Raw genomic sequence first — 19412 nt, forward strand, 5'->3', positions numbered from 1 at the left:
AATCCTCTCAGATCATGATGCTGAGAGGATTTTATTTAGTTATTTTTTAAGAATGTCCAAATTCCTTTGGCGGTTTTGGATAATTAGCAGTATTCAGTTCATCCATTTTCTGTGTTGCCGCCATAGAAACAACCAGATCATTCAGCATTGAGCTTGCTGCAGTAGGAGAATTTGGTAATAGAACCAAATTACTTCTGTTGTTGGCTCCAATGGATTGTAAAGTATCATAATGCTGTGTAACCACAATCAAGGCAGAAGCTTCCTGCGCATTAATGTTAGCAGCATTCAGCATTTTAACAGATTCTTCAAGACCTTTTGCAATCTCTCTTCTCTGGTCCGCAATACCTTGTCCCTGAAGTTTCTTCGATTCTGCCTCAGCCTTTGCAACTGCAACAATTCTGATTCTCTGAGCTTCAGATTCGTATTCTGCAGCTGTCTTTTCACGCTCTGCAGCGTTGATTCTGTTCATGGCATGTTTTACCTGCTCGTCAGGATCTATATCAGTTACCAAAGCCTTGATAATATCGTAACCATAACTTTGCATTGCCTCCTGCAACTCACTTTTTACAGCAACCGCAATATCATCTTTTCTTACGAAAACATCATCTAATTTCGTTTTTGGAACCTCTGCACGTACTACATCAAATACATAAGAGGTAATTTGGTTTTCAGGATTTTCTAAACGATAATAAGCATCTTTTACGTTTTCTCTGATAACCTGATACTGCACAGAAACTTTCATTTTAATAAAAACGTTATCCAACGTTTTTGTATCAATAATAACATCCAATTGCTGAATTCTAAGATTCAGACGTTTTGAAATCTGATCCAAAAAAGGAATTTTCAAATGCAGACCTGCATGGCTTACTTTTAAAAATTTACCTAACCGTTCTACCACCGCTGCAGACTCCTGCTTGACCGTGAAAAAAGATGCGAATAATGTGATCAGTCCGAAAAAGACCAAAATGCCTAAGTATATCATAGTTTTAATTTTTAAATGTAGAAGATATTTGTGTTATATTATCAGAACTATTCAAAGCCCATATCTTCAAAAATAGGTAAAATATTTTTATTTAAGCTAATGAATATCAAAACCCTTGACGCCATATTTAAAATTCACGCAATATTCAGTAAGCTCATAGAAAACATTTTAATAAAAAACTTAATTTTGAATATTAATTACCCATTATGGTTGATGCAAAAGAAATATTAAAAGAACACATCTTACAATATGCTTCTCTTACTCATGAGCAGTTTGATTATGTTTTCTCACACTTTAATACAATTAAATTAAAGAAGGGACAAAGCCTGATCACAGAAGGAGATTTTGTGGATCATGAGTATTTCGTTGTCGATGGTTGTCTGAAAGCATTTTACCTTAATGACAGCATGAAAATGTTTATCCTGCAGTTTGCGATGCCCAACTGGTGGGTAACAGATTTTGACGCACTTTACAACAAAAACAGAGCAACTATTAACGTCGATTGTATCAATAACGCAAGTATTTTATCAATTTCAAATGAAGACAGAGAAAAAATCTGCAAAGAAATTCATGAAGTCGAGCATTTTTTCAGGTGGCGAACGAATAATGGTTATGTTGCAGCCCAAAAACGCCTTCTTTCTTTCATGAATAATGATGCTAAATTCCGGTATGAAGAGCTTTTAGCGATGTATCCTCAATTGTATAATTTAGTTCCTAAACATCTGATTGCAGCGTATTTGGGAGTCACGAGAGAGACTTTAAGCAGACTTCATCAGTAGAAATAGCTGGAAGCTAGAAGATGGGAGCCGGAAGTTACTATTGAAACGGTAATTTCTGATTGTTAAACACAAATCTGACTTCGATTTTAACCTATTCTTTCAAGCATCATATTTTCCATCCCCCAACTTCTGACTTCGAATACCCATCTTCCAGCCCTTAAAAACTCCCCATATTTCGTGATCTACATCACGTGACTTTTTCTGTCAATCGGCTGACATTTGTATCATCATTTAAAACAAATCAAAATGGATACAAAAAATTTTAAAGTAAACAGCGAAAACAGTTTAGTTGAATGGATCGGAAGAAAAGTAACCGGAGCCCACAATGGAACAATCCAAGTAAAAGAAGGAAATTTCACTTTTGAAAACAACATCCTTTCTTCAGGAAAATTTATCATCAGCACAAGATCAATAAAAATTCTTGACATCAATGATTCTGAAACAAACGCTCAATTCGCCAATCATCTGGCTTCTGACGATTTCTTTAACTCAGATCAGTTTCCTGAAGCAGTTTTCGAGATCAAACATGCTGAACCAGGTGAAAACAATTTTTACCATGTAACGGGAAGCCTTACCATCAAAGGAATTACACACTCATTGGAAACGACTTTACAGATCGTAAAGACAGACAATATTGCTATTTTAGACACTAAAATCGTGATCGACAGAACTAAATTCAACATTAAATTCAGATCATCAAATTTCTTCAGCAATCTTGGAGATACACTGATCTATAACAATTTTGACTTGACTGTTCACTTAGTTGCGGAAGCAATTTAACCTAAATTAAAAATTAACCTTAAAAATTTAACATCATGCCATTCATAAAAGTAGCTGTTTTGCGCGAAGATCTTAATCGCGAAAAAAAGCAACAATTAATCAGAGAAATCAGTAAAGCTGTCACAACAGTTTTGAATAAAGATCCACACTTGACACACATCGTGATTAATGAAATCGAAGACGACAACTGGGGATACGCCGGAGAACAGGTTACCGTTTTGAAAGAACAAGGATTTTCAACTGAAAAAAAATAAATCAGACATGAAAAAACAAACAGTAATCGTCACAGGAGCTTCATCAGGAATCGGTTTGGAAATTGCCCGTTATTTTCTGGAAAGAGGAGATAATGTAGTAATTAATTCACAAACAGAATCGAAATTACTACAAGTTTACAACGAATTGGGAGCAGGCCAAAACCTTGCGATGGTCACAGGAAGCGTTGCGGATAAAGCAGTTGGAGAAAAATTAGCAAAAACGGCTCTTGAAAAATTCGGGTCGATTGATGTATTGGTCAACAATGCAGGAATTTACGAGAACAAACCGTTTTTAGAAGTTACGGAAGACTATTTAGACAAATTTTTAAATACCAATTTAAAAGGAACATTCTTCACAACACAATCCGTAATTCCTCAAATGCAGAAACAAAAAGATGGAGTTATTATCAATATCGGCACACCATTGGTTTATCACGCGGTCGCACAATCTCCGTCAACAGCACCGATTTCGAGCAAAGGAGCCATTCACGCTTTGACAGTGCAACTGGCAGCAGAATTCGGAAAAGATAATATCAGAGTAAATGTAGTTGCACCGGGATTGGTCAGAACACCAATGCACGATGAAAATATTGACAACAATGCAGGAATGCATCTGATCAACCGCATCGGAGAACCTCAGGAGATAGCTCAAATGGTTCATGCTATTGCTAAAAATACATTTATCTCAGGCGCTATCATTAATGCAGATGGAGGAATGGGCGCCGGTCATCAATTGTAAAAATGAGAATTCTACTATTATTTGCATGGCTGTTTATCTTTCCGGTAAACAGCTTTGCTCAAAAAATCAAAGTCATGAAAGCAAACACAGCACAAGAAACAGAAATAAGAAATGCCATCGAGCAATATTATTTTAAAGGAATTTATGAAGGAAATACCGAACTTCTGAAACAGGTTTTTCATAAAGACGCTCTACTTTTCGGAGATATAAAAGGAGTTCCTTACTACAAGGCCGCCGCACTATATATTGAAGGTGTCGGAAGCAGAGTGAGTCCCCAAAAATCGGGAAAAGATTTTAAGCCGGCAATCATCTCTATCGATGTGATAAACACGATTGCCACAGCAAAATTAAATGTAAAAATGTATGATTTCAATTACTATAATTTTATAACTTTCCATAAAATTGATGGTAAATGGCTCATCGTCAATAAAACATTAACTGATGTAGAACTTTAATTTTAAATTTTAACCCAAAATCATTAAAATCATGTGGAATAAAAACAGAATAACAGATTTATTGGGAATAGAATATCCAATTTTTCAGGGACCTTTTGGTGGCGGATTATCTACCGTTGAATTGACTTCTACAGTTAGCAATCTCGGAGGATTAGGTGGTTTCGGAGCTTACACATTATCTCCAGAAGAAATTTATGAAATTGATAAACAGATCAAATTAAAGACAGACAAGCCTTACAATCTCAATCTTTGGGTGAACGATCATGATATTATTGATCAGGAAAACACAGAAAATCAATATAAAAATGCGGTTGAAATATTCAAACCTTATTATGACAGTTTAAATATTGAAGTTCCTGTGCTGCCTCCATCTTTTGAATCGAGATTTCAGAATCAGTTGCAGGTTGTTTTTGATATTCAACCTAAGGTTTTCAGTTTCATGTTTGGGCTTTTGGATCCTGATATTATTGAAAGACTGAAAAAGCAGGGAACCATTGTTGCCGGAAATGCCACAACCTTAGATGAAGCCATCGCATTAGAAAACATCGGTGTTGATGTAATCGTCGCATCAGGTTTTGAAAGTGGTGGCCACAGACCTTCGTTCTTGGATAAAGCCGAACTTTCAACGACAGGAACTTTTGCTTTAATTCAATTGGTTAAAGATCAAGTAAAAACTCCAATCGTAGCCGCCGGAGGAATCGCTAATGGTCGCGGAATCGCAGCAGCAATGACTTTGGGAGCAGAAGCGGCACAAATCGGAACTGCATTTTTAGCAACCGAAGAATCTGGAGCCTTGCCGATTCACAAAGAATTTTTGTTTTCAGAAGCGGCTAAATCCACTACCCTTTCCAGAGCTTACACAGGAAGATTAGGACGCGGAATTACGACAGAAATCACACGAGAATTATTGACAGCAACAGATCAAACGTTGCCGTTTCCTTTGCAGACAACATTCATTTCATCAATGAGAAAAGCAGCGCTGGAACAAAAGAAACACGAATTGGTTTTCTTCTGGTCAGGACAAATCGCTCCCATTTTAAAACATAAAAAAGCATCAACATTAATGAAATCACTAATTGAAGAGGCAACTAAATTGTGCGTTTGATTTGCTGAAAGTTTGAAGTTGGAGGCTGGAAGTTAATATTTAAATTAAATAAACTCCCATCTCCCCTATCAAAACTCTACATGGTCATTCCTATGTCAATTCCTTTGATTTTTCGGTAAAGATCTGTGGCGTAATTATCGGTCATTCCCGAAACAAAATCAATCACACCAAGAACTTTTTGATAATCACTACCTTCTTCATATACAAATTGTAATGGAAGAAGTTTCAACGCCATTTTATCATAGGATTTCCTGTCATCTTTAGGTTTTAAGATAGACGGTATAAAATGATTTAGCAATTCATACATTACATTGTACCCCGCATTTTCGATTTCAACAACCGCTTTATGATTATAAATTTTAGCAATAGAATACGATTCTATTTCCTGCAAAGCTTTATTGCCATCTCTATAAATATCGAGCAGACCTTTATCTAGTTGGCCTTTTAAAATTGTATCAAAATTGGCTTTAAAGCTCTCAATCGATTTATTAATCAACGCATTGATCACTTTCGCTCTCAGATAAGAAACCCTTTCGTTATCATTAGAAATCGCAACCAGTTTATCTTTTACTTTCTTTGTGTCCTGATTCTCAGATGCAATAAGATCTAAGAAAAGATTTTCACAATCAGCACTGGAGATTATGCCGAGACGATGCGCATCTTCCATATCGATAATATTGTAGCAAATATCGTCGGCAGCTTCTACCAACCATACAAACGGATGTCTTTTAAAAATATAAGGCTCATCATTTTCCTGAATCAGGTTAACGCCTTTTGCTATTTCTAAAAAAGTTTCTTTTTCGTTCTGAAAAAAGCCGAATTTTTTTCTGTGAATAATTCCTCTTTTCTTGGCAATGGCTTCACAAGGATATTTTGCAATACTTGCCAAAGTAGTAAAGGTTAATTGGGTTCCACCCAAATCTTTTCCCTGCTGTTGGTGAGCAAGAACACGAATTGCATTGGCATTTCCCTCGAAATTAACTAAATCTGCCCATTCTTTTTCTGAAAACTTTGGTTTCAGATCATTTTCGTTTTTATCAAAATAACTTGCAATGGCATCTTCACCTGAATGTCCGAAAGCAGGATTTCCGACATCGTGACACAGACAGGCTGCTGCAATTACATTCCCTAAATTATGGTTGTAAAAATTTTGGGACTCTTCGGTTAGATCACTTTGATGATTTTCGGCAATAAATTCTCCGATGACACTTCCCAAACTTCTTCCTACAGAAGAAACCTCAAGTGAATGCGTCAATCGGTTGTGTACAAAAACACTTCCGGGAAGCGGAAAAACCTGGGTTTTATTCTGCAGTCTTCTAAATGCCGACGAAAATATAATACGGTCAAAATCTCTTTGAAAATCTGTTCTTGAAGCAACAGTATTTGGATTGTTACCGGTACGCTGACTGGTAAAAATCTGGTTCAAATTCATCATTTTCCAAAATTAATTCAAATTTTGCTTTTAAAGGAATAATATTTGAGTTTTTCTCTAAAACCAAAGCAATGCCAGAAGGTCCAACTATTGTTCTCATGAAAGAAGATCTGCAAAAATTTGTAGGTGAAAAAGTACATAAAGTGAGCGGAAGTGAAATTCCAGCAGATTCAAAAATTAAAGGTGAAATTTTAAGCGAAATTAAAACATTTGGAAAACAGACTTTCTTGATTTTCGATACCATTATTTTTAAAGTTCATCTGATGATGTTTGGTTCTTATAGTTTGTACGAAAGAAAAGATATAGACACGCTTCGATTAGGATTGACATTTAACGATGGCGGAATGTATTTTTATACTTGTGTTGTAAAGGTCGATAACGAAAGTTATCTATTAAAAATTGATTGGGAGGCCGATATCATGAGTGACAAATGGAATCCAAAAAAAACTGAGCAAACTTTAAAAGCAGCTCCAAAAATGATGATTTGCGATGCCTTGATGAATCAGGATATTTTCTCTGGTGTTGGTAATATTATTAAAAATGAAGCGTTGTTCAGGGTCGGCATTCATCCGGAAAGTCTGATTGGAAATCTAACTCAGCAAAAACTGAAAGAAATTATTACAGAAGCAAGAAATTACGGTTTCGATTTTAAAAAATGGAAAAAAGCAAATGTTTTAAGTAAGCATTTTCAGATTTATCATCAGAAAAACTGCCCTATTTGTGGCGCAGAAGTCATTAAAAAAAATACCGGAAAAAGCAAACGGACAAGTTTTTTCTGTAAGAAAGATCAGATACTATATTGATCTCCAAGAATTGATGATGTTCATTTTATCATTAAATTTTATTCATCTCCATTATAAAAACATGATTTTTAGACGCTTTTTCTTTTTACTATGCTACGCATTCTTATCCTATTTGGATTATCAAGTCTTAAATATAAAATGCGAATACATTAACACATTCACATTATTTTACGAATAAAATAATTTATTATACAGGTATTTTATACAAAATATTTTAAATAAGTTAATTAATACTTAGTGAAAAACCACTTAATACTACCGTAACAAACTGATATACATCATAATATTTATATTGCAGCTACGATTATAAAGCCGTAATATTGCATTACAGAATTCGCAATAAATATTTAAATAATTAAAAATTCAAAAATTATGATCGCAATCGTCGGAGTAGCAACATGTGCAGTTTTAGTATCTTCTTATATCGCAACAGTGAAAAAAGAAAATAACTAATCAGGATTTAAATAAATCTGCCTATTTAGCAAATTTATCAGTTAGTATTATTTATGTTTGTAGTCTCAATGACTGCCCGCTGTTTTACTCAACCGGAGTAAAGCAGCGCAAAAAAACATAACAAAATGATTACAGAACTCGAGCAACTTCAAAATTCAGTTTTTTCTACGCTCAACTTAGTCATTTCCTCTCTCCAGCCCGATCCAGAATGCAAAGAATATCTTGGTCACAGTTTTCAACTGAATCAATTCGGCATCAAATTCAGAAAGGCTAAAATTACACCTAAGAAAATCGGCCAATTTGTAACTTTATGGAAGAGAAATCCCGAAAGCAAACAAACCGAACCCTTCACTTCTAAAGATCCTTTTGATTTTTACATTATCTTCTGTGATAATAATGATCAATCCGGATTCTTCTTTTTCTCAAAGGAAATTCTTATTCAGAAAAATATTCTCACTACCCTTTCTAAAGATGGTAAGCGAGGTTTCAGAGTTTATCCACCTTGGGATATTCCCGAAAATATACAGTCTATAAAAACTCAGGATTGGCAAAAACATTTCTTTATTGATTTTTCAAACGAAAACTTAGTTGAAGATTTAAAATCAATTTTACACAATAAATCTAAATAAAATATTGATTTCCAATTAATTAATAAAATAATTGAATTTTGATAATTTTAATAATTTTAATAAATGTTAAATTTTTGTTAAATTCAAACTAATTTAATAAATAGTTAGGATTCCTAACTATATTTGCAGTAGAAATTATTCTAAACAATTAAAATTTATCAAAATGAAAAAATCAGTTTTTTATCATGCAGGTTGTCCGGTTTGTGTAAGTGCAGAACATGACATCATTAGTCTAATCGGTCAAGACAATGTAGAAATCATACATCTTGGTGATAACAAAGAAAAAATTGCTGAAGCGGTTCTAGCGGGTATAAAATCTGTTCCGGCTTTGGTAACTCCTACTGGAAATGTTCTTCACATCAACTTTGGTGCTTCTATGGATGAAGTAAAAGGTTAAAAAAATTTGCTTCACATAGTTAGGACTACTACCTTTGTGAAGCATTTTATTTCTTACTTAAAACAATAATTAAATTTTTAATAAATATGCAAGTAGCAGTTTGGGACACGTATGTCACTAAAAAAGACGGAACAGTAATGCATTTCGATATCATTGCTCCGAAAGAAATTGTCGCAACAGAAGTAATCTACGGATACGGAAAAGATTATTTAAAAGGAAAAGGACAGGAAGATCAGGAACTTTCTTCTAAGGAATGCAGTTTCTGCCATATAGAAACAGTTCTGTCACAATGGGAAACCGAGATTAATAAAAAAGGCTACACCATTGTAGAGATGGAAAATTGTAATGTATAAATGAACGAATCAGATTTTAATTTAAAGCATCAAAACCATAGCACTGAAAGCAAAATCGTGGCTTCCTTAGAAAGGATTTCGCAGGCTTTCCGTGTTTTGCTTTGGCAGGAAAGTAAGGAACATGCTTTGAGCCCGATTCAGGTGCAGGTTTTGATTTTTCTTTTGAATCACAGCGACGAAAAAAGAAAAGTAAGCTATCTGGCTGATGAGTTTAACATGACAAAAGCCACCATTAGCGAAACCATAAAATCACTCGAACAAAAAAATCTGATTACCAAAGAATACGAGCCTCACGACACCAGAAGCTACATCATTCATCTTACCCAGAAAGGAAAGGAAATTGCTGATAAAACATCTTATTTTACCCGGCAGATGAGCATTCCGCTGCAGAATTTAGATGAAGAAACCAAAGATAATCTTTTGGAAAGTCTGTTTGCAATGATTAACCATCTGAATAAATCAGGAGTAATTACCATTCAGAGGATGTGTACAACCTGTGCCTATTTCCGGCCATCATCTGAAGGGAAAGAGCCTGTTTGTGGCTTACTTCAAAAGGTTTTGTACGCTGAAGACCTCAGAATCGACTGTCCCGAACATCAAATGAAAGCTTAAATTTAAATTTATACTATGAATCTGTACAATCTTATTATTCAAGACAAAGAAGAAGTAACGCTCGATGATGTTTTCCTTGAACGTAAAAATAAGGAACAGTTTGTACAGCTTATTAAGGAACAGACCTACGCCAAAGAGTTGCAGGAATACGGACTTCCTGTCAACAATAAAATCCTTCTCGAAGGAAGTTCAGGCTGCGGAAAAACCATGACTGCAAAAGCGATTGCCAATGCATTAGGTAAAAACATTATCATACTGAACCTCAGCAATATCATCTCCTCAAGAATCGGTGAAACTTCACAGAATATCAAAATGATTTTCGATAAAGCAGCAAGAGAGCGCTCCGTTCTATTCCTTGATGAGCTTGATCAAATCGGGAAAGCTCGTGGCAGTGACGATAAAGATGTGGGTGAAATGAGAAGATTGGTCAACACGCTGATTCAGCTGATTGATTATTATCCCGAAAATGCATTGTTACTGTGCGCTACCAATCACGCAGAAATTATTGACACTGCTATTATCAGACGTTTTCAGCTCAAAATAAAATATGAAATGCCTTCACGAGAATTTCTGGATTCTTTTTACGCAAGTCTGCTATCGAAATTCCCTGAAGACATGAGGAATATTGAAAGGAAATATGAAATTTCGTATGCAGAGGCAAAAGATTATACTTTTACCATTATTAAATCAGCATTGATTAATAAATTAGAAGCTAAACACAAAGTCTAAAATGAAAGAAAATATTCTCCACAACCTCGAAATTATCAACAACAGAATAAAAACAGCCTGTGAAAAATCAGAGAGGAACGTCGATGATGTTAAATTATTATTAGCCACCAAAACCGTTTCAGCAGAGAGAATAAAAATAGCTTTAGAAAACGGACATACTTTAATTGCCGAAAATAAAGTGCAGGAGCTGAGAGAAAAGCATGATGATTTAAAAAGTATTTCTCACCAAAATCATTTTATCGGGCATCTTCAAACCAATAAAATCAAAGACATTTTAAATTGTGATGTAAGTTGTCTGCAATCACTTGACCGCTTTGAACTCGCCATGAAACTTCATCAAAAGCTTTTTGCAGAAGGAAAAACGATGGATGTTTTAATACAGGTAAATACCTCTGATGAAGAAAGTAAATTCGGGATTCATCCTGATTCCGCCATTGATCTGGTTATAAAAGTTTCTAAATTTCAAACTTTAAAAATCAAAGGTCTGATGACAATCGGACTTTTCAGTGCAGAAACCGAAAAAGTAAGACCATGTTTTAAAATTCTTAAAAATTTACAGCAGAAAATCATTCAACAAAAGATCCCAAACGTAGAAATGAAAGAACTATCCATGGGAATGAGCAGTGATCTGGAAACTGCCATTGAAGAAGGCGCTACGATTGTGAGAGTAGGAACCGCAGTTTTCGGTGCGAGGATTTATCCGGATTCTTATTATTGGCATGAAAATAAAAAATAATTGAATGAAAAATCTTACTGTTCTTTTTCTCTTTTCAGCTTTACTTTCTTGTTCTCAAAAATATGATGGAGAAGTGCATTTTAAATCCTGTAAGGTGAGATATGATGTTATTGATGAGAAAAAGGAGAAACAATTGTATGGTCAGAATATGATTGGAAATCAATGGAGATCTGAGTCGGCAAGACAGGAATTGGCTCTTTGTCTTTGTGAAAAATATCTTCAAAATCGGGATGAAGAAATCAAAGAAAAGATTCTTGAGATTTACAACGCAGATATGGATTACTTTCACAGACGAAAGTCATTTAAAAGAAATGATTTTGATTCGATTTTAGTGAACAGAAAAGAAATTTTTGACTATAGAATTTTGATAGAATAAAAATCCTTTAGTCATGGAAACAAGCCACTGCAAAAACCTGATCATAAGAAATAATAATGATAACAAAACTAATTCATACGATAGATCAAATCATAAAATTTGGACTAAAACCAGATTTAACAATTAATAAAAATGAAAGAGATCTATCTTTGGAAAAATCTCTAATAATTATTTACAATTTATATTTTGACATTAACTATGAATATGACAATACTGATTATTCAGAATACAATGAACACAAATATGCTGACATATGAAAAAATGTTGAAATTAATTTTCCAGAATTTGGTTTTTACAACATTGCTCTTGATATTATGGATACTTATGCAAAAGATAACATTGCAATCGGTGATGCAATAGACGATCTATCAGATATCATCCTTGATCTATTACAAATAAAATGGAGAATAGAAAACAATAGTCCTGATGACGGACTTTGGTATTTTCAGCTTGTTTTTTCTAGTCACACCCAGCAGCATATTATCGATCTGTTAAGCTACAGAAAACAGAGAAAATAATAAGCCAACCCAAGCTTCCGATCTTCTAATCACTAATTCTCCTTCCCCATCCTCCCCAAAATCACCGCCCGCAATCTCTCCTCATTTTGATCACCCCAATTTCCCAGTGCTGAAATAACAGGAATCAGCGTCTTCCCAAAATCGGTCAGAAAATATTCTACTTTGGGCGGAACCTGTGCATAAATTTTCTTTGAAACCAATTCATGTTCCTCAAGTTCCTTCAGCTGAATATTCAGAACACGTCTTGAAGCATCAGGAATTTTGCGCTGCAGTTCGCTGGGGCGCAGGTGACCTTCATTGATAAACCATAGCAAACGGATTTTCCATTTGCCGTAAAGCACCTCACCAATCAGATCGAGGCCACAGTTTAAGTTCAGGGGAATTTTTCTCTCATGCATACTGTAAAATTAGCCCAATGTACCAAAATGCACAATAGGGGAAAAAATTATCCCTATGCCATTCGGTTTTCCGTTATTGCCTGATTGGGTGATACTGCAGAAATTTGTACCAAAGAATTAACAAAATGGAAAACCAACTAAATTTCAACAACGAACTGAGAGGCAAAATAGCTCTTGTCACAGGTGGTACAAAAGGAGCCGGAAAAGAAATCGCAGAAAGACTGCAAAACGCAGGAGCAACCGTCATTATCACGGCAAGAAATCCACCTGAACAAGAAAAACCAAACCTTCACTTTATCTCCGCAGACCTCAGCAAGTCGGAAGGAACACAAAAAGTAGTCGATGAAGTTCTGCAGAAATTTGGGAAACTGGATATTCTTGTCAACAATCTCGGAGGTTCAGAAACTAAAAGTGGCGGTTTTTCTGTACTTACAGATCATGATTGGTTACAATCACTACAGACCAATCTTCTTTCTCCAGTTCGCTTAGACCATGGCTTTCTCCCACAGATGATTGAAAGAAAAACTGGGGTTATCATTCACATCGCTTCCATTCAGGCAAGATTACCTTTATACGATAGCACCCTTCCGTATGCCGCTGCCAAAGCAGGTTTGCTCAATTACAGCAAAGGTTTATCCAACGAAGTTTCTCCAAAAGGCGTCCGTGTGTTAACTGTTTCTCCCGGCTGGATTTTGACCACCGCCTCCGAAAGATTAATGGAACGCATCGCTGAAGGAAACAATTCCACGATTGAAGAAGCTACCCAAAGCGTTATGACTGCCCTCGGAGGAATTCCTTTTGGAAGACCCGCAAAACCGGAAGAGGTTGCCGAACTTGTTGGCTTTCTCGTTTCCCCAAGAGCCAGTTACCTCACCGGAACAGAATATGTGATAGACGGCGGAACCATACCAACAGTGTAATGAGTAATTGGTAATGGTTGATAGTTGATGGTCGAAATTGTAACATTTGAAACTTCCGTCAATTGGAGTGTTTTTCGAAGCAAAGCGGAGAAAAATGTATCGAGAATCTGTTAGTAAAAGACTGCCTATTAATTGGAAGCTGTGTCTAAACTTAGAATAAAAAAGAGATTTTTTATCTTAAAAAAAACAAAAAGCAGATCAAAAAAACCTTGTCTATCCTTGCTATAAAAAATAAAAACAACAATTTAAAAAAAACAAAATGAATTTACCAAACATTATCTCAGAATTAGTGAAAGCACAAAACGAATTTGATAGTACAGCATATGCAAATTGTTTTACTGAAAATGCGGAAGTATTTGATGAAGGCAAAACCCACATCGGAAAAGCTGAAATTGAAAACTGGATTGATAAAGCCAATAAAGAATACAAAGCCACTATGAAGTCATTAGATTATAACGAAAACATCCTCTCCGCAGAAATCTCAGGAACATTTCCCGGAAGTCCTCTTGTTTTGAAATACCATTTTGAGTTGAGTGACGGGTTGATACAGTCATTGAAAATTACAGGATAAAAATAAAAGGATTTTATGAATGAAGCTGAAGTGAGAACTTCGGCTTTTTTCATTTGGAGTTGAAATAAAAATTGGTTTTGGTGGGATATTTTTTTTATTTTTAGCATAATTAGTTTAGCTTGACGCAATGCGTGAATCCAAAAGTTAGCGGTCAGCTTTAGAGACAACCAAAGAATGAAAGAGCAGCAAAATTATAGCGACAATTTTTATCAGCGAAGAGACTTCTTTCAGAAAAACTTTACACTAAAAATCAGTAGACAAAGAACTGATGTAAAGAGCGAAGACATTTTAAAGAACTCTTGCCCAGTTTGTGGCTACTTGACTTTGGACGAACGAGATTCGTTTGACATTTGTTCCATATGTTTTTGGGAAGACGATGGAATAGATGACTTTGAGGTGAATAATGACAGCGGGCCAAACCATATGACACTTAAAGAAGGACGTGAAATTTTCCAAGAAGCAAAAAAAAGACTATTAACTGCAACCCTTAGTGACGACAGTTTAATTGACAATCTGAAAAATAAATTCATAAACCTAGACAATTCGATAGACCAAAAAAATTTAGACAAGTCTGAAATAATTAGATTACAAAATGAAATTGTTGACTTGCTGACTAAAAATAAAGTTAATGGATTAGAGAAACTATTCAATAAATAAAAGCCGAATCGCTAACAAAGGTTTGCAATATTGGCGCGAAAATGCAGAATTTAACGGTATTTCTTCGATTGAACTTTTCTGCAAAACTGAACATTTGTACTTCGATTTACGCCACCATCGCAAAACCCCGCAACGTTACTAGACATTAAAAAATTCCGATGATCAAAAAATACCAGACATTCCTTTTTATCTTTACTTTAATATCCTCTTCTCTGTTTGCTCAAAACTATGAGAGATATAAAAAACTAAAAGACACAGTAATAAACTCTACCAATTTGGGATTCGGGAAAAAGATTTCAGTAATGGTTCCTGTAGAATGGCAGGAAGAAATCAACAACGATTTCCCACTGATTATTGTATTTGATAAACAGAATAAAAGAAGTCATAATTATATACTGAATACCATTGATTATTTGACAAGCAATGAACAAATGCCGTCATCCGTAATCATCAGTGTAGAATCTGAGCAACGCTATCGTTATATTGAAACACAGTACAAAATTTCTGACCCCAACGGACGGGCACTTGAGAATGAAAAATTCATTTTTGAAGAACTGATTCCGGTTGCAGAACGAGACTTCAAGGCTTCTTCTTTTAGAATTTTGATTGGTCATTCAAGGTATGGTTATTTTACCACATCACTTTTTAAGTCAAGAATAAATGATTTGAATGCTGTCATTTCTATGAGTCCTTTTTTTGTTCAAAAAGACACTGATTTAACTGTTTCAATAAACGAATTAAACAACCATTCTTACCCGCATAAAAAGTATTATCGTTTTGGAATCGGAAACGATTATCCTGAAGATTTTAACAAAATGGATTCTGCTATAAAAAGTATTCATCATCCATTTTTAGATATTAAAGGATACCGTTTTAAAGAAGCAGACCACAATGCAACTCCGGGACTACTGATCAATACTGCACTTTATGAAATATTTGAAGATTGGTACTCAATCCAGTCAAAATATATTTCTAACAAACAAATAGATTTAAATATTAAAAAAAGTCTTGATAAAGAAATAGTATCAAATTACGGAGTCAAGCTAAATTTTTCTTTAGGCATTTTAAATGGTAAGGGTTGGTATTTTTATAATGAAAAACAATACAACAAAGCAATTGAGGCTTGGAAAATCTTACTACAAACTTATCCAAATTTCTCAGAAACCTACCTCAACATCATAAAAGCTCAGATTCAATTAAAACAGAGCTATTCCGAAACAATAAAAGAATTCAAAAAATTACAACTCAGTTCTGAATTTTATACAGAAGAAGAAAAGAAACAATTAGAAATTGAATTAAAGGAAATTACAAAATAAAATCCGACATTACACATCGCAAAAATTTCAAACAACAATTAATTCCCCTTCCATGGTGGGGTGGTTTACAATACAACAAAAAATCCTTTCAAATAAATGAAAGGATTCTTCTAATAAAATATGAAATTAACTAAAGTGTGCTCTTATTTTTTACTGAACAATAATTTTAAAGGTGCTGTTCAGGTTGTCTCCTGTAACATTCAGAATATGATTTCCGGATACTTTTCTTCCGCCCATATTCAGATTAAATGTTCCATCTACGTTGGCATTTAACTTTTCTTTGATAATCACTTTTCCGGTCATATCCATCACCGTTGCGGTTAAGCTTGATTTTTTATATTCAGGAAGTTTAATGTACAGCTGATCTTTTACGGGATTTGGGTATACCGATCCCACATTTTTGCTGATGCTGAATTCGGCATTACTCAATACCGCCTGATTGTACAGAGCAGATATTTCCGTTTGAGTTAATGCGTAATTGTACATTTTCAGTTCGTCAAAAGCACCTTTGTAAGGAGCCGGAGCATTGATAGTTGCTAAAAATTCAAGTTGACCAATATTTCCAATGACAAAAGCACTGGCTTCCCCAATACCGGTAACTGCTGTTTCGTCACCTTCGCTACTTAAAACACCATTGGTATAAATTCTCATTTTATGCGCGACAATATCTCTCTGAATCACTACGTGTACCCAGTTATTGGTAAAATAATTAGCTATAGGAGAAGTGATTTCTTTCTTCGTCACATCATCATCGATGGCAAAACGAAGCAGACCTCCTTTGATTTCTACATTAAAACGTTTACCTGTTGCTCCTGTAGTAAGATTTTTTGTAAATGAACCTTTACATAATACGTAAAGACTGGTTGCCGAAGAAGACGGGATCATGCTTGCAGGAGCTTTCATCCAATAAGAAACAGAAAAAGAATTGTTATCAAACAAGATCTGGCTCTGATTCGGAATACTTGCTATGTAAGGCGTAGAAGGTGAAGTGGCCAAATCCAGTGCATTGTTTTCTTTTCCGGGTACTCTTACACTTGCATTGTCATAGGTTGCATTTAATAATCCGTGATTGGCATACGAAGAAACATCTGCAATCTGTGTACCTGATAACGGAGCTTCTGCAAATGGCCAGTTCCCGACAAGCGCCGGAGTGATTGCACGGAAATTCCATACAATTCCTGTTGTAGTTCCTAAACTATTGGTAGCATCAACTCTCCAATAATAATTGGTTGCTGTACTTAAATTAGTAAGCTGATGCGATGGTGTTGCAGAATAAGGTACGGTCGCTACATTTGTTAAGTTCTGAGGATCCGTTCCAAAATGAACAGTATAATTTGTTGTGTTTGCACTGCCTGTCCATTTCAGAACAAGATTGCCGTTGTCTAATTGGATATTGTTATTTCCATTAGAAGGATTAGGATTAGATGTCTGTGTCGGCGCAGATGGAACCGGAGGTGTAGTAATGGTTGCATTCGCTGTATACACCGAAGATTCTGTAGCATTCACTGCTTTTATCCTGTAATAATACTGTGTGTTTGGCGTTAGCCCCGTTTCGTTATAACTTGTTGAATTGGCAGGCAATGTTGCAATCACCGTGAAAGCTGTTCCATTGGGAGAACGTTCCAGTACATAATTGGTTTCATTGGTAGCATTATCGTTCCAATTAACCGTTAAAGAACTTGCCGCAGGAGTTCCTGATGTCAATGCATTAGTGAAATTTAAATTAGATGGCGGAATGATAAAAGCCGGAGGAACTGTATTGGGTAAACCATTAATATAGACCTCGATGTTTAGGTAAGGTGCATGGGTTGTACTTACTGCCAAAGCATCGAAAACAGCTGGATTTAATCCGTTGGCAGTTTCCCACGCGTCCGGCATTCCGTCATTATCAGTATCTAAAGGAGCCGGAGCACCATAAATATGTCCTGCCCCACCATTGGTAAACCCAAATTGACTGGTTAAATCAGTCTGTACATACACATAAGTTGCCACTGTTCCTTTCGACTGCAGATCAGAAATCATCAGCTGGTCTACCTGATCACGCATCGGATAAGATGCGCCCACACCTGCAACAATATTAGTAAATGCTCCCTGTGCGGTTAATGTTGGATTCTTCATCGGATAATCATAAGAAGATGTCTGTATTGCGGTGACATCTCCAACTGGATATCCTGTTAAATCCTGAGGAACTAAAGTTCCATCCAGCACTCCGTTTTTATTGTTATCAAAATAATTTCCGGAACCATACAAATTGAAGCTCGCATTACCTACACTGAAGGGCGTCGTAACTGTAGAACTTGTATTGGGACCTCCTATAAAATAATTGTTGATGATGTTGGCATAGGAAGCTCCTGCCGAATCTCCGCCCATAATGTAAGCCTCTCCTGATTGAGTATGTCCATAAGTATTTCCGTAATTACCCCAGTTGTACACAACATTGTTGACAAATTCGTTGATTCCCTTTACCTTATTATTACGGGTTTTATTACAAATGTATAAATTCCCAATCAAACTGATCTTCCCTCCAGTTGGCGGCTGCATCAAGCCGCCTGCAGAATGATTGTGACGGTGCATTCACTGTCCGATGATAGAATTCTGAATCGTGATATTATCCGGACTTGTACCGTTATTATCCCAGTTTACGGAAAACACTTCGTCAGTTCCCCATGTAAAAGTCATGTGATCTAAGATAATGTTGGCTCCGTTGGCGATTCCTGATGCATCCTGATTCTGAGAGGTTCCTCCATAACGGATACGCATATATCTTGCAATGGTATTGTTGGCTCCGGTAAAAGACACTCTCGGTCCTAAAAATAAGATCCCTTCTCCCGGAGCCGTCTGTCCGGCAATCGTAGTATTGGCAGCAACAGCAACTACAGATTGTAAATTAACGATACCTCCTACTTTAAAAATCACAAAACGACCCGGCTGACTTACCGCATCACGGAAAGAACCAGCACCGCTGTCATTTAAATTGGTCACCAAATAAATTTGGGGATTAGCTGCGCCTCTGGCTCCGGTGGTAAATCTACCAAAGCCGGTAGCTTCCGGAAATGCCAAGGTTTGTGCATCCAGATCAACTGTAGATAAGGTAATTCCACAAAGCATCAAAGATTTAAGAGCATGCTTAAAAAGTAAAGATTTATGTTTCATGAATATTAATTTTTGTGTTAACCAAGCTAAAAACAAACGCAAATATGAGCATCCTGCACAGTCCTGCTATTACCTAAAAATCAAATATTTACACGTTCATTTCTCACTTCTACATTATATCAACAGATTTTAACATACTGAAAATCATAGGAGAGAACAATCTAAAATCTTTCATTTTTTTTATCTAAAATTCAGATTTTGCCTTTTATTTGAGTTTGAATATAAAATTGTTTTGCTGGTGATATTTATTTACTTTTAAGGAAAT

General features: G+C 35.5%; 24 protein-coding genes. 19 read left to right on the forward strand and 5 right to left on the reverse strand.

The window, feature by feature from the left end:
- Positions 1-46 precede the first annotated feature (46 nt).
- Positions 47-982, reverse strand: a complete 936-nt coding sequence (locus tag AR685_RS02820; RefSeq protein ID WP_117584612.1) for an SPFH domain-containing protein — start codon at positions 980-982, stop codon at positions 47-49.
- Between the two features lie 206 nt (positions 983-1188).
- Here AR685_RS02820 and AR685_RS02825 point away from each other — a divergent pair, with 206 nt between their 5' ends.
- The 6 genes from AR685_RS02825 (at position 1189) to AR685_RS02850 (ending at position 5094) form a co-directional block, all read left to right on the forward strand.
- Positions 1189-1761, forward strand: a complete 573-nt coding sequence (locus AR685_RS02825) for a Crp/Fnr family transcriptional regulator (RefSeq protein WP_059123649.1) — start codon at positions 1189-1191, stop codon at positions 1759-1761.
- A gap of 246 nt (positions 1762-2007) precedes the next feature.
- The gene (locus tag AR685_RS02830) at positions 2008-2541 is read left to right on the forward strand and encodes a YceI family protein (RefSeq protein WP_059123650.1); all 534 of its coding nucleotides are present in this window, start codon (positions 2008-2010) and stop codon (positions 2539-2541) included.
- A gap of 35 nt (positions 2542-2576) precedes the next feature.
- On the forward strand, positions 2577-2795 hold the full coding sequence (locus tag AR685_RS02835; RefSeq protein ID WP_059123651.1) for a tautomerase family protein: 219 nt from the start codon (positions 2577-2579) through the stop codon (positions 2793-2795).
- A 7-nt stretch (positions 2796-2802) separates the two neighbouring features.
- Complete coding sequence (locus AR685_RS02840) at positions 2803-3534, forward strand: SDR family NAD(P)-dependent oxidoreductase (protein WP_059123652.1); 732 nt, start codon at positions 2803-2805, stop codon at positions 3532-3534.
- Between the two features lie 74 nt (positions 3535-3608).
- A complete protein-coding gene (locus tag AR685_RS02845; RefSeq protein WP_228376373.1) occupies positions 3609-3989 on the forward strand; it encodes a nuclear transport factor 2 family protein in 381 nt (126 codons plus the stop codon).
- Between the two features lie 31 nt (positions 3990-4020).
- Complete coding sequence (locus AR685_RS02850) at positions 4021-5094, forward strand: NAD(P)H-dependent flavin oxidoreductase (protein WP_059123654.1); 1074 nt, start codon at positions 4021-4023, stop codon at positions 5092-5094.
- Between the two features lie 76 nt (positions 5095-5170).
- Here the strand turns inward: AR685_RS02850 and dgt are convergent, their stop codons facing one another.
- Entirely contained in the window at positions 5171-6526 is a 1356-nt protein-coding gene (gene dgt, locus AR685_RS02855; protein ID WP_059123655.1) for a dGTP triphosphohydrolase, read from the reverse strand.
- A gap of 71 nt (positions 6527-6597) precedes the next feature.
- On the opposite strand from dgt, the gene AR685_RS02860 reads away from it, so the two are divergent.
- From AR685_RS02860 to AR685_RS02905, 9 genes are all read left to right on the forward strand, one after another.
- On the forward strand, positions 6598-7329 hold the full coding sequence (locus tag AR685_RS02860; protein WP_059123656.1) for a DNA-formamidopyrimidine glycosylase family protein: 732 nt from the start codon (positions 6598-6600) through the stop codon (positions 7327-7329).
- A 578-nt stretch (positions 7330-7907) separates the two neighbouring features.
- On the forward strand, positions 7908-8411 hold the full coding sequence (locus AR685_RS02865) for a MepB family protein (RefSeq protein ID WP_059123657.1): 504 nt from the start codon (positions 7908-7910) through the stop codon (positions 8409-8411).
- A gap of 163 nt (positions 8412-8574) precedes the next feature.
- Entirely contained in the window at positions 8575-8808 is a 234-nt protein-coding gene (locus AR685_RS02870) for a thioredoxin (protein WP_047446267.1), read from the forward strand.
- Positions 8809-8894: 86 nt separating this feature from the next.
- Positions 8895-9161 (forward strand): DUF2024 family protein, encoded by a 267-nt coding sequence (locus AR685_RS02875; RefSeq protein ID WP_047446260.1) that lies wholly within the window; start codon positions 8895-8897, stop codon positions 9159-9161.
- Entirely contained in the window at positions 9162-9773 is a 612-nt protein-coding gene (locus AR685_RS02880) for a MarR family winged helix-turn-helix transcriptional regulator (protein ID WP_047446252.1), read from the forward strand. It abuts the gene before it with no gap.
- A 15-nt stretch (positions 9774-9788) separates the two neighbouring features.
- Complete coding sequence (locus AR685_RS02885) at positions 9789-10502, forward strand: AAA family ATPase (RefSeq protein WP_059123658.1); 714 nt, start codon at positions 9789-9791, stop codon at positions 10500-10502.
- 1 nt (position 10503) lies between these two features.
- Positions 10504-11238, forward strand: coding sequence for a YggS family pyridoxal phosphate-dependent enzyme (locus AR685_RS02890; protein ID WP_047446242.1), 735 nt, complete (start codon positions 10504-10506; stop codon positions 11236-11238).
- Between the two features lie 4 nt (positions 11239-11242).
- On the forward strand, positions 11243-11614 hold the full coding sequence (locus AR685_RS02895; protein WP_059123659.1) for a hypothetical protein: 372 nt from the start codon (positions 11243-11245) through the stop codon (positions 11612-11614).
- Positions 11615-11928: 314 nt separating this feature from the next.
- Positions 11929-12132 carry a hypothetical protein gene (locus AR685_RS02905; protein WP_059123660.1) on the forward strand — a complete coding sequence of 68 codons (204 nt, stop codon included), beginning with the start codon at positions 11929-11931 and terminating at the stop codon, positions 12130-12132.
- A gap of 32 nt (positions 12133-12164) precedes the next feature.
- Here the strand turns inward: AR685_RS02905 and AR685_RS02910 are convergent, their stop codons facing one another.
- On the reverse strand, positions 12165-12530 hold the full coding sequence (locus tag AR685_RS02910; RefSeq protein WP_059123661.1) for a winged helix-turn-helix transcriptional regulator: 366 nt from the start codon (positions 12528-12530) through the stop codon (positions 12165-12167).
- Positions 12531-12655: 125 nt separating this feature from the next.
- Between AR685_RS02910 and AR685_RS02915 the strand changes: the two genes are divergently transcribed.
- The 4 genes from AR685_RS02915 (at position 12656) to AR685_RS02930 (ending at position 15994) form a co-directional block, all read left to right on the forward strand.
- Positions 12656-13450 (forward strand): SDR family oxidoreductase, encoded by a 795-nt coding sequence (locus AR685_RS02915; protein ID WP_059123662.1) that lies wholly within the window; start codon positions 12656-12658, stop codon positions 13448-13450.
- Positions 13451-13709: 259 nt separating this feature from the next.
- Positions 13710-14021, forward strand: coding sequence for a nuclear transport factor 2 family protein (locus AR685_RS02920; RefSeq protein ID WP_047446473.1), 312 nt, complete (start codon positions 13710-13712; stop codon positions 14019-14021).
- A 174-nt stretch (positions 14022-14195) separates the two neighbouring features.
- Complete coding sequence (locus AR685_RS02925) at positions 14196-14678, forward strand: CPCC family cysteine-rich protein (protein WP_059123663.1); 483 nt, start codon at positions 14196-14198, stop codon at positions 14676-14678.
- 158 nt (positions 14679-14836) lie between these two features.
- On the forward strand, positions 14837-15994 hold the full coding sequence (locus tag AR685_RS02930) for a hypothetical protein (RefSeq protein WP_059123664.1): 1158 nt from the start codon (positions 14837-14839) through the stop codon (positions 15992-15994).
- A gap of 150 nt (positions 15995-16144) precedes the next feature.
- Here the strand turns inward: AR685_RS02930 and AR685_RS02935 are convergent, their stop codons facing one another.
- Both AR685_RS02935 and AR685_RS18240 read right to left on the reverse strand, forming a co-directional pair.
- The gene (locus AR685_RS02935) at positions 16145-18568 is read right to left on the reverse strand and encodes a LamG-like jellyroll fold domain-containing protein (protein WP_228376374.1); all 2424 of its coding nucleotides are present in this window, start codon (positions 18566-18568) and stop codon (positions 16145-16147) included.
- Positions 18569-19147 carry a hypothetical protein gene (locus AR685_RS18240; protein ID WP_228376375.1) on the reverse strand — a complete coding sequence of 193 codons (579 nt, stop codon included), beginning with the start codon at positions 19145-19147 and terminating at the stop codon, positions 18569-18571.
- Between the last annotated feature and the right edge of the window lie 265 nt (positions 19148-19412).

The sequence above is a fragment of the Chryseobacterium sp. JAH genome (genome assembly GCF_001507335.1).
Classification (GTDB): domain Bacteria; phylum Bacteroidota; class Bacteroidia; order Flavobacteriales; family Weeksellaceae; genus Chryseobacterium.

What these genes read in the sequence shown, in the direction of transcription:
- AR685_RS02835 (WP_059123651.1), top strand. Translation starts at nt 2,577, where the DNA reads ATGCCATTCATAAAAGTAGCTGTTTTGCGCGAAGATCTTAATCGCGAA.
- AR685_RS02830 (WP_059123650.1), top strand. Translation starts at nt 2,008, where the DNA reads ATGGATACAAAAAATTTTAAAGTAAACAGCGAAAACAGTTTAGTTGAA.
- AR685_RS02905 (WP_059123660.1), top strand. Translation starts at nt 11,929, where the DNA reads ATGGATACTTATGCAAAAGATAACATTGCAATCGGTGATGCAATAGAC.
- AR685_RS02860 (WP_059123656.1), top strand. Translation starts at nt 6,598, where the DNA reads ATGCCAGAAGGTCCAACTATTGTTCTCATGAAAGAAGATCTGCAAAAA.
- AR685_RS02840 (WP_059123652.1), top strand. Translation starts at nt 2,803, where the DNA reads ATGAAAAAACAAACAGTAATCGTCACAGGAGCTTCATCAGGAATCGGT.
- AR685_RS02925 (WP_059123663.1), top strand. Translation starts at nt 14,196, where the DNA reads ATGAAAGAGCAGCAAAATTATAGCGACAATTTTTATCAGCGAAGAGAC.
- AR685_RS02895 (WP_059123659.1), top strand. Translation starts at nt 11,243, where the DNA reads ATGAAAAATCTTACTGTTCTTTTTCTCTTTTCAGCTTTACTTTCTTGT.
- AR685_RS02875 (WP_047446260.1), top strand. Translation starts at nt 8,895, where the DNA reads ATGCAAGTAGCAGTTTGGGACACGTATGTCACTAAAAAAGACGGAACA.
- AR685_RS02910 (WP_059123661.1), bottom strand. Translation starts at nt 12,530, where the DNA reads ATGCATGAGAGAAAAATTCCCCTGAACTTAAACTGTGGCCTCGATCTG.
- AR685_RS02930 (WP_059123664.1), top strand. Translation starts at nt 14,837, where the DNA reads ATGATCAAAAAATACCAGACATTCCTTTTTATCTTTACTTTAATATCC.
- AR685_RS02880 (WP_047446252.1), top strand. Translation starts at nt 9,162, where the DNA reads ATGAACGAATCAGATTTTAATTTAAAGCATCAAAACCATAGCACTGAA.
- AR685_RS02820 (WP_117584612.1), bottom strand. Translation starts at nt 982, where the DNA reads ATGATATACTTAGGCATTTTGGTCTTTTTCGGACTGATCACATTATTC.
- dgt (WP_059123655.1), bottom strand. Translation starts at nt 6,526, where the DNA reads ATGAATTTGAACCAGATTTTTACCAGTCAGCGTACCGGTAACAATCCA.
- AR685_RS02825 (WP_059123649.1), top strand. Translation starts at nt 1,189, where the DNA reads ATGGTTGATGCAAAAGAAATATTAAAAGAACACATCTTACAATATGCT.
- AR685_RS02915 (WP_059123662.1), top strand. Translation starts at nt 12,656, where the DNA reads ATGGAAAACCAACTAAATTTCAACAACGAACTGAGAGGCAAAATAGCT.
- AR685_RS18240 (WP_228376375.1), bottom strand. Translation starts at nt 19,147, where the DNA reads ATGAAACATAAATCTTTACTTTTTAAGCATGCTCTTAAATCTTTGATG.
- AR685_RS02850 (WP_059123654.1), top strand. Translation starts at nt 4,021, where the DNA reads ATGTGGAATAAAAACAGAATAACAGATTTATTGGGAATAGAATATCCA.
- AR685_RS02935 (WP_228376374.1), bottom strand. Translation starts at nt 18,568, where the DNA reads ATGCACCGTCACAATCATTCTGCAGGCGGCTTGATGCAGCCGCCAACT.
- AR685_RS02890 (WP_047446242.1), top strand. Translation starts at nt 10,504, where the DNA reads ATGAAAGAAAATATTCTCCACAACCTCGAAATTATCAACAACAGAATA.
- AR685_RS02870 (WP_047446267.1), top strand. Translation starts at nt 8,575, where the DNA reads ATGAAAAAATCAGTTTTTTATCATGCAGGTTGTCCGGTTTGTGTAAGT.
- AR685_RS02845 (WP_228376373.1), top strand. Translation starts at nt 3,609, where the DNA reads ATGAAAGCAAACACAGCACAAGAAACAGAAATAAGAAATGCCATCGAG.
- AR685_RS02885 (WP_059123658.1), top strand. Translation starts at nt 9,789, where the DNA reads ATGAATCTGTACAATCTTATTATTCAAGACAAAGAAGAAGTAACGCTC.
- AR685_RS02865 (WP_059123657.1), top strand. Translation starts at nt 7,908, where the DNA reads ATGATTACAGAACTCGAGCAACTTCAAAATTCAGTTTTTTCTACGCTC.
- AR685_RS02920 (WP_047446473.1), top strand. Translation starts at nt 13,710, where the DNA reads ATGAATTTACCAAACATTATCTCAGAATTAGTGAAAGCACAAAACGAA.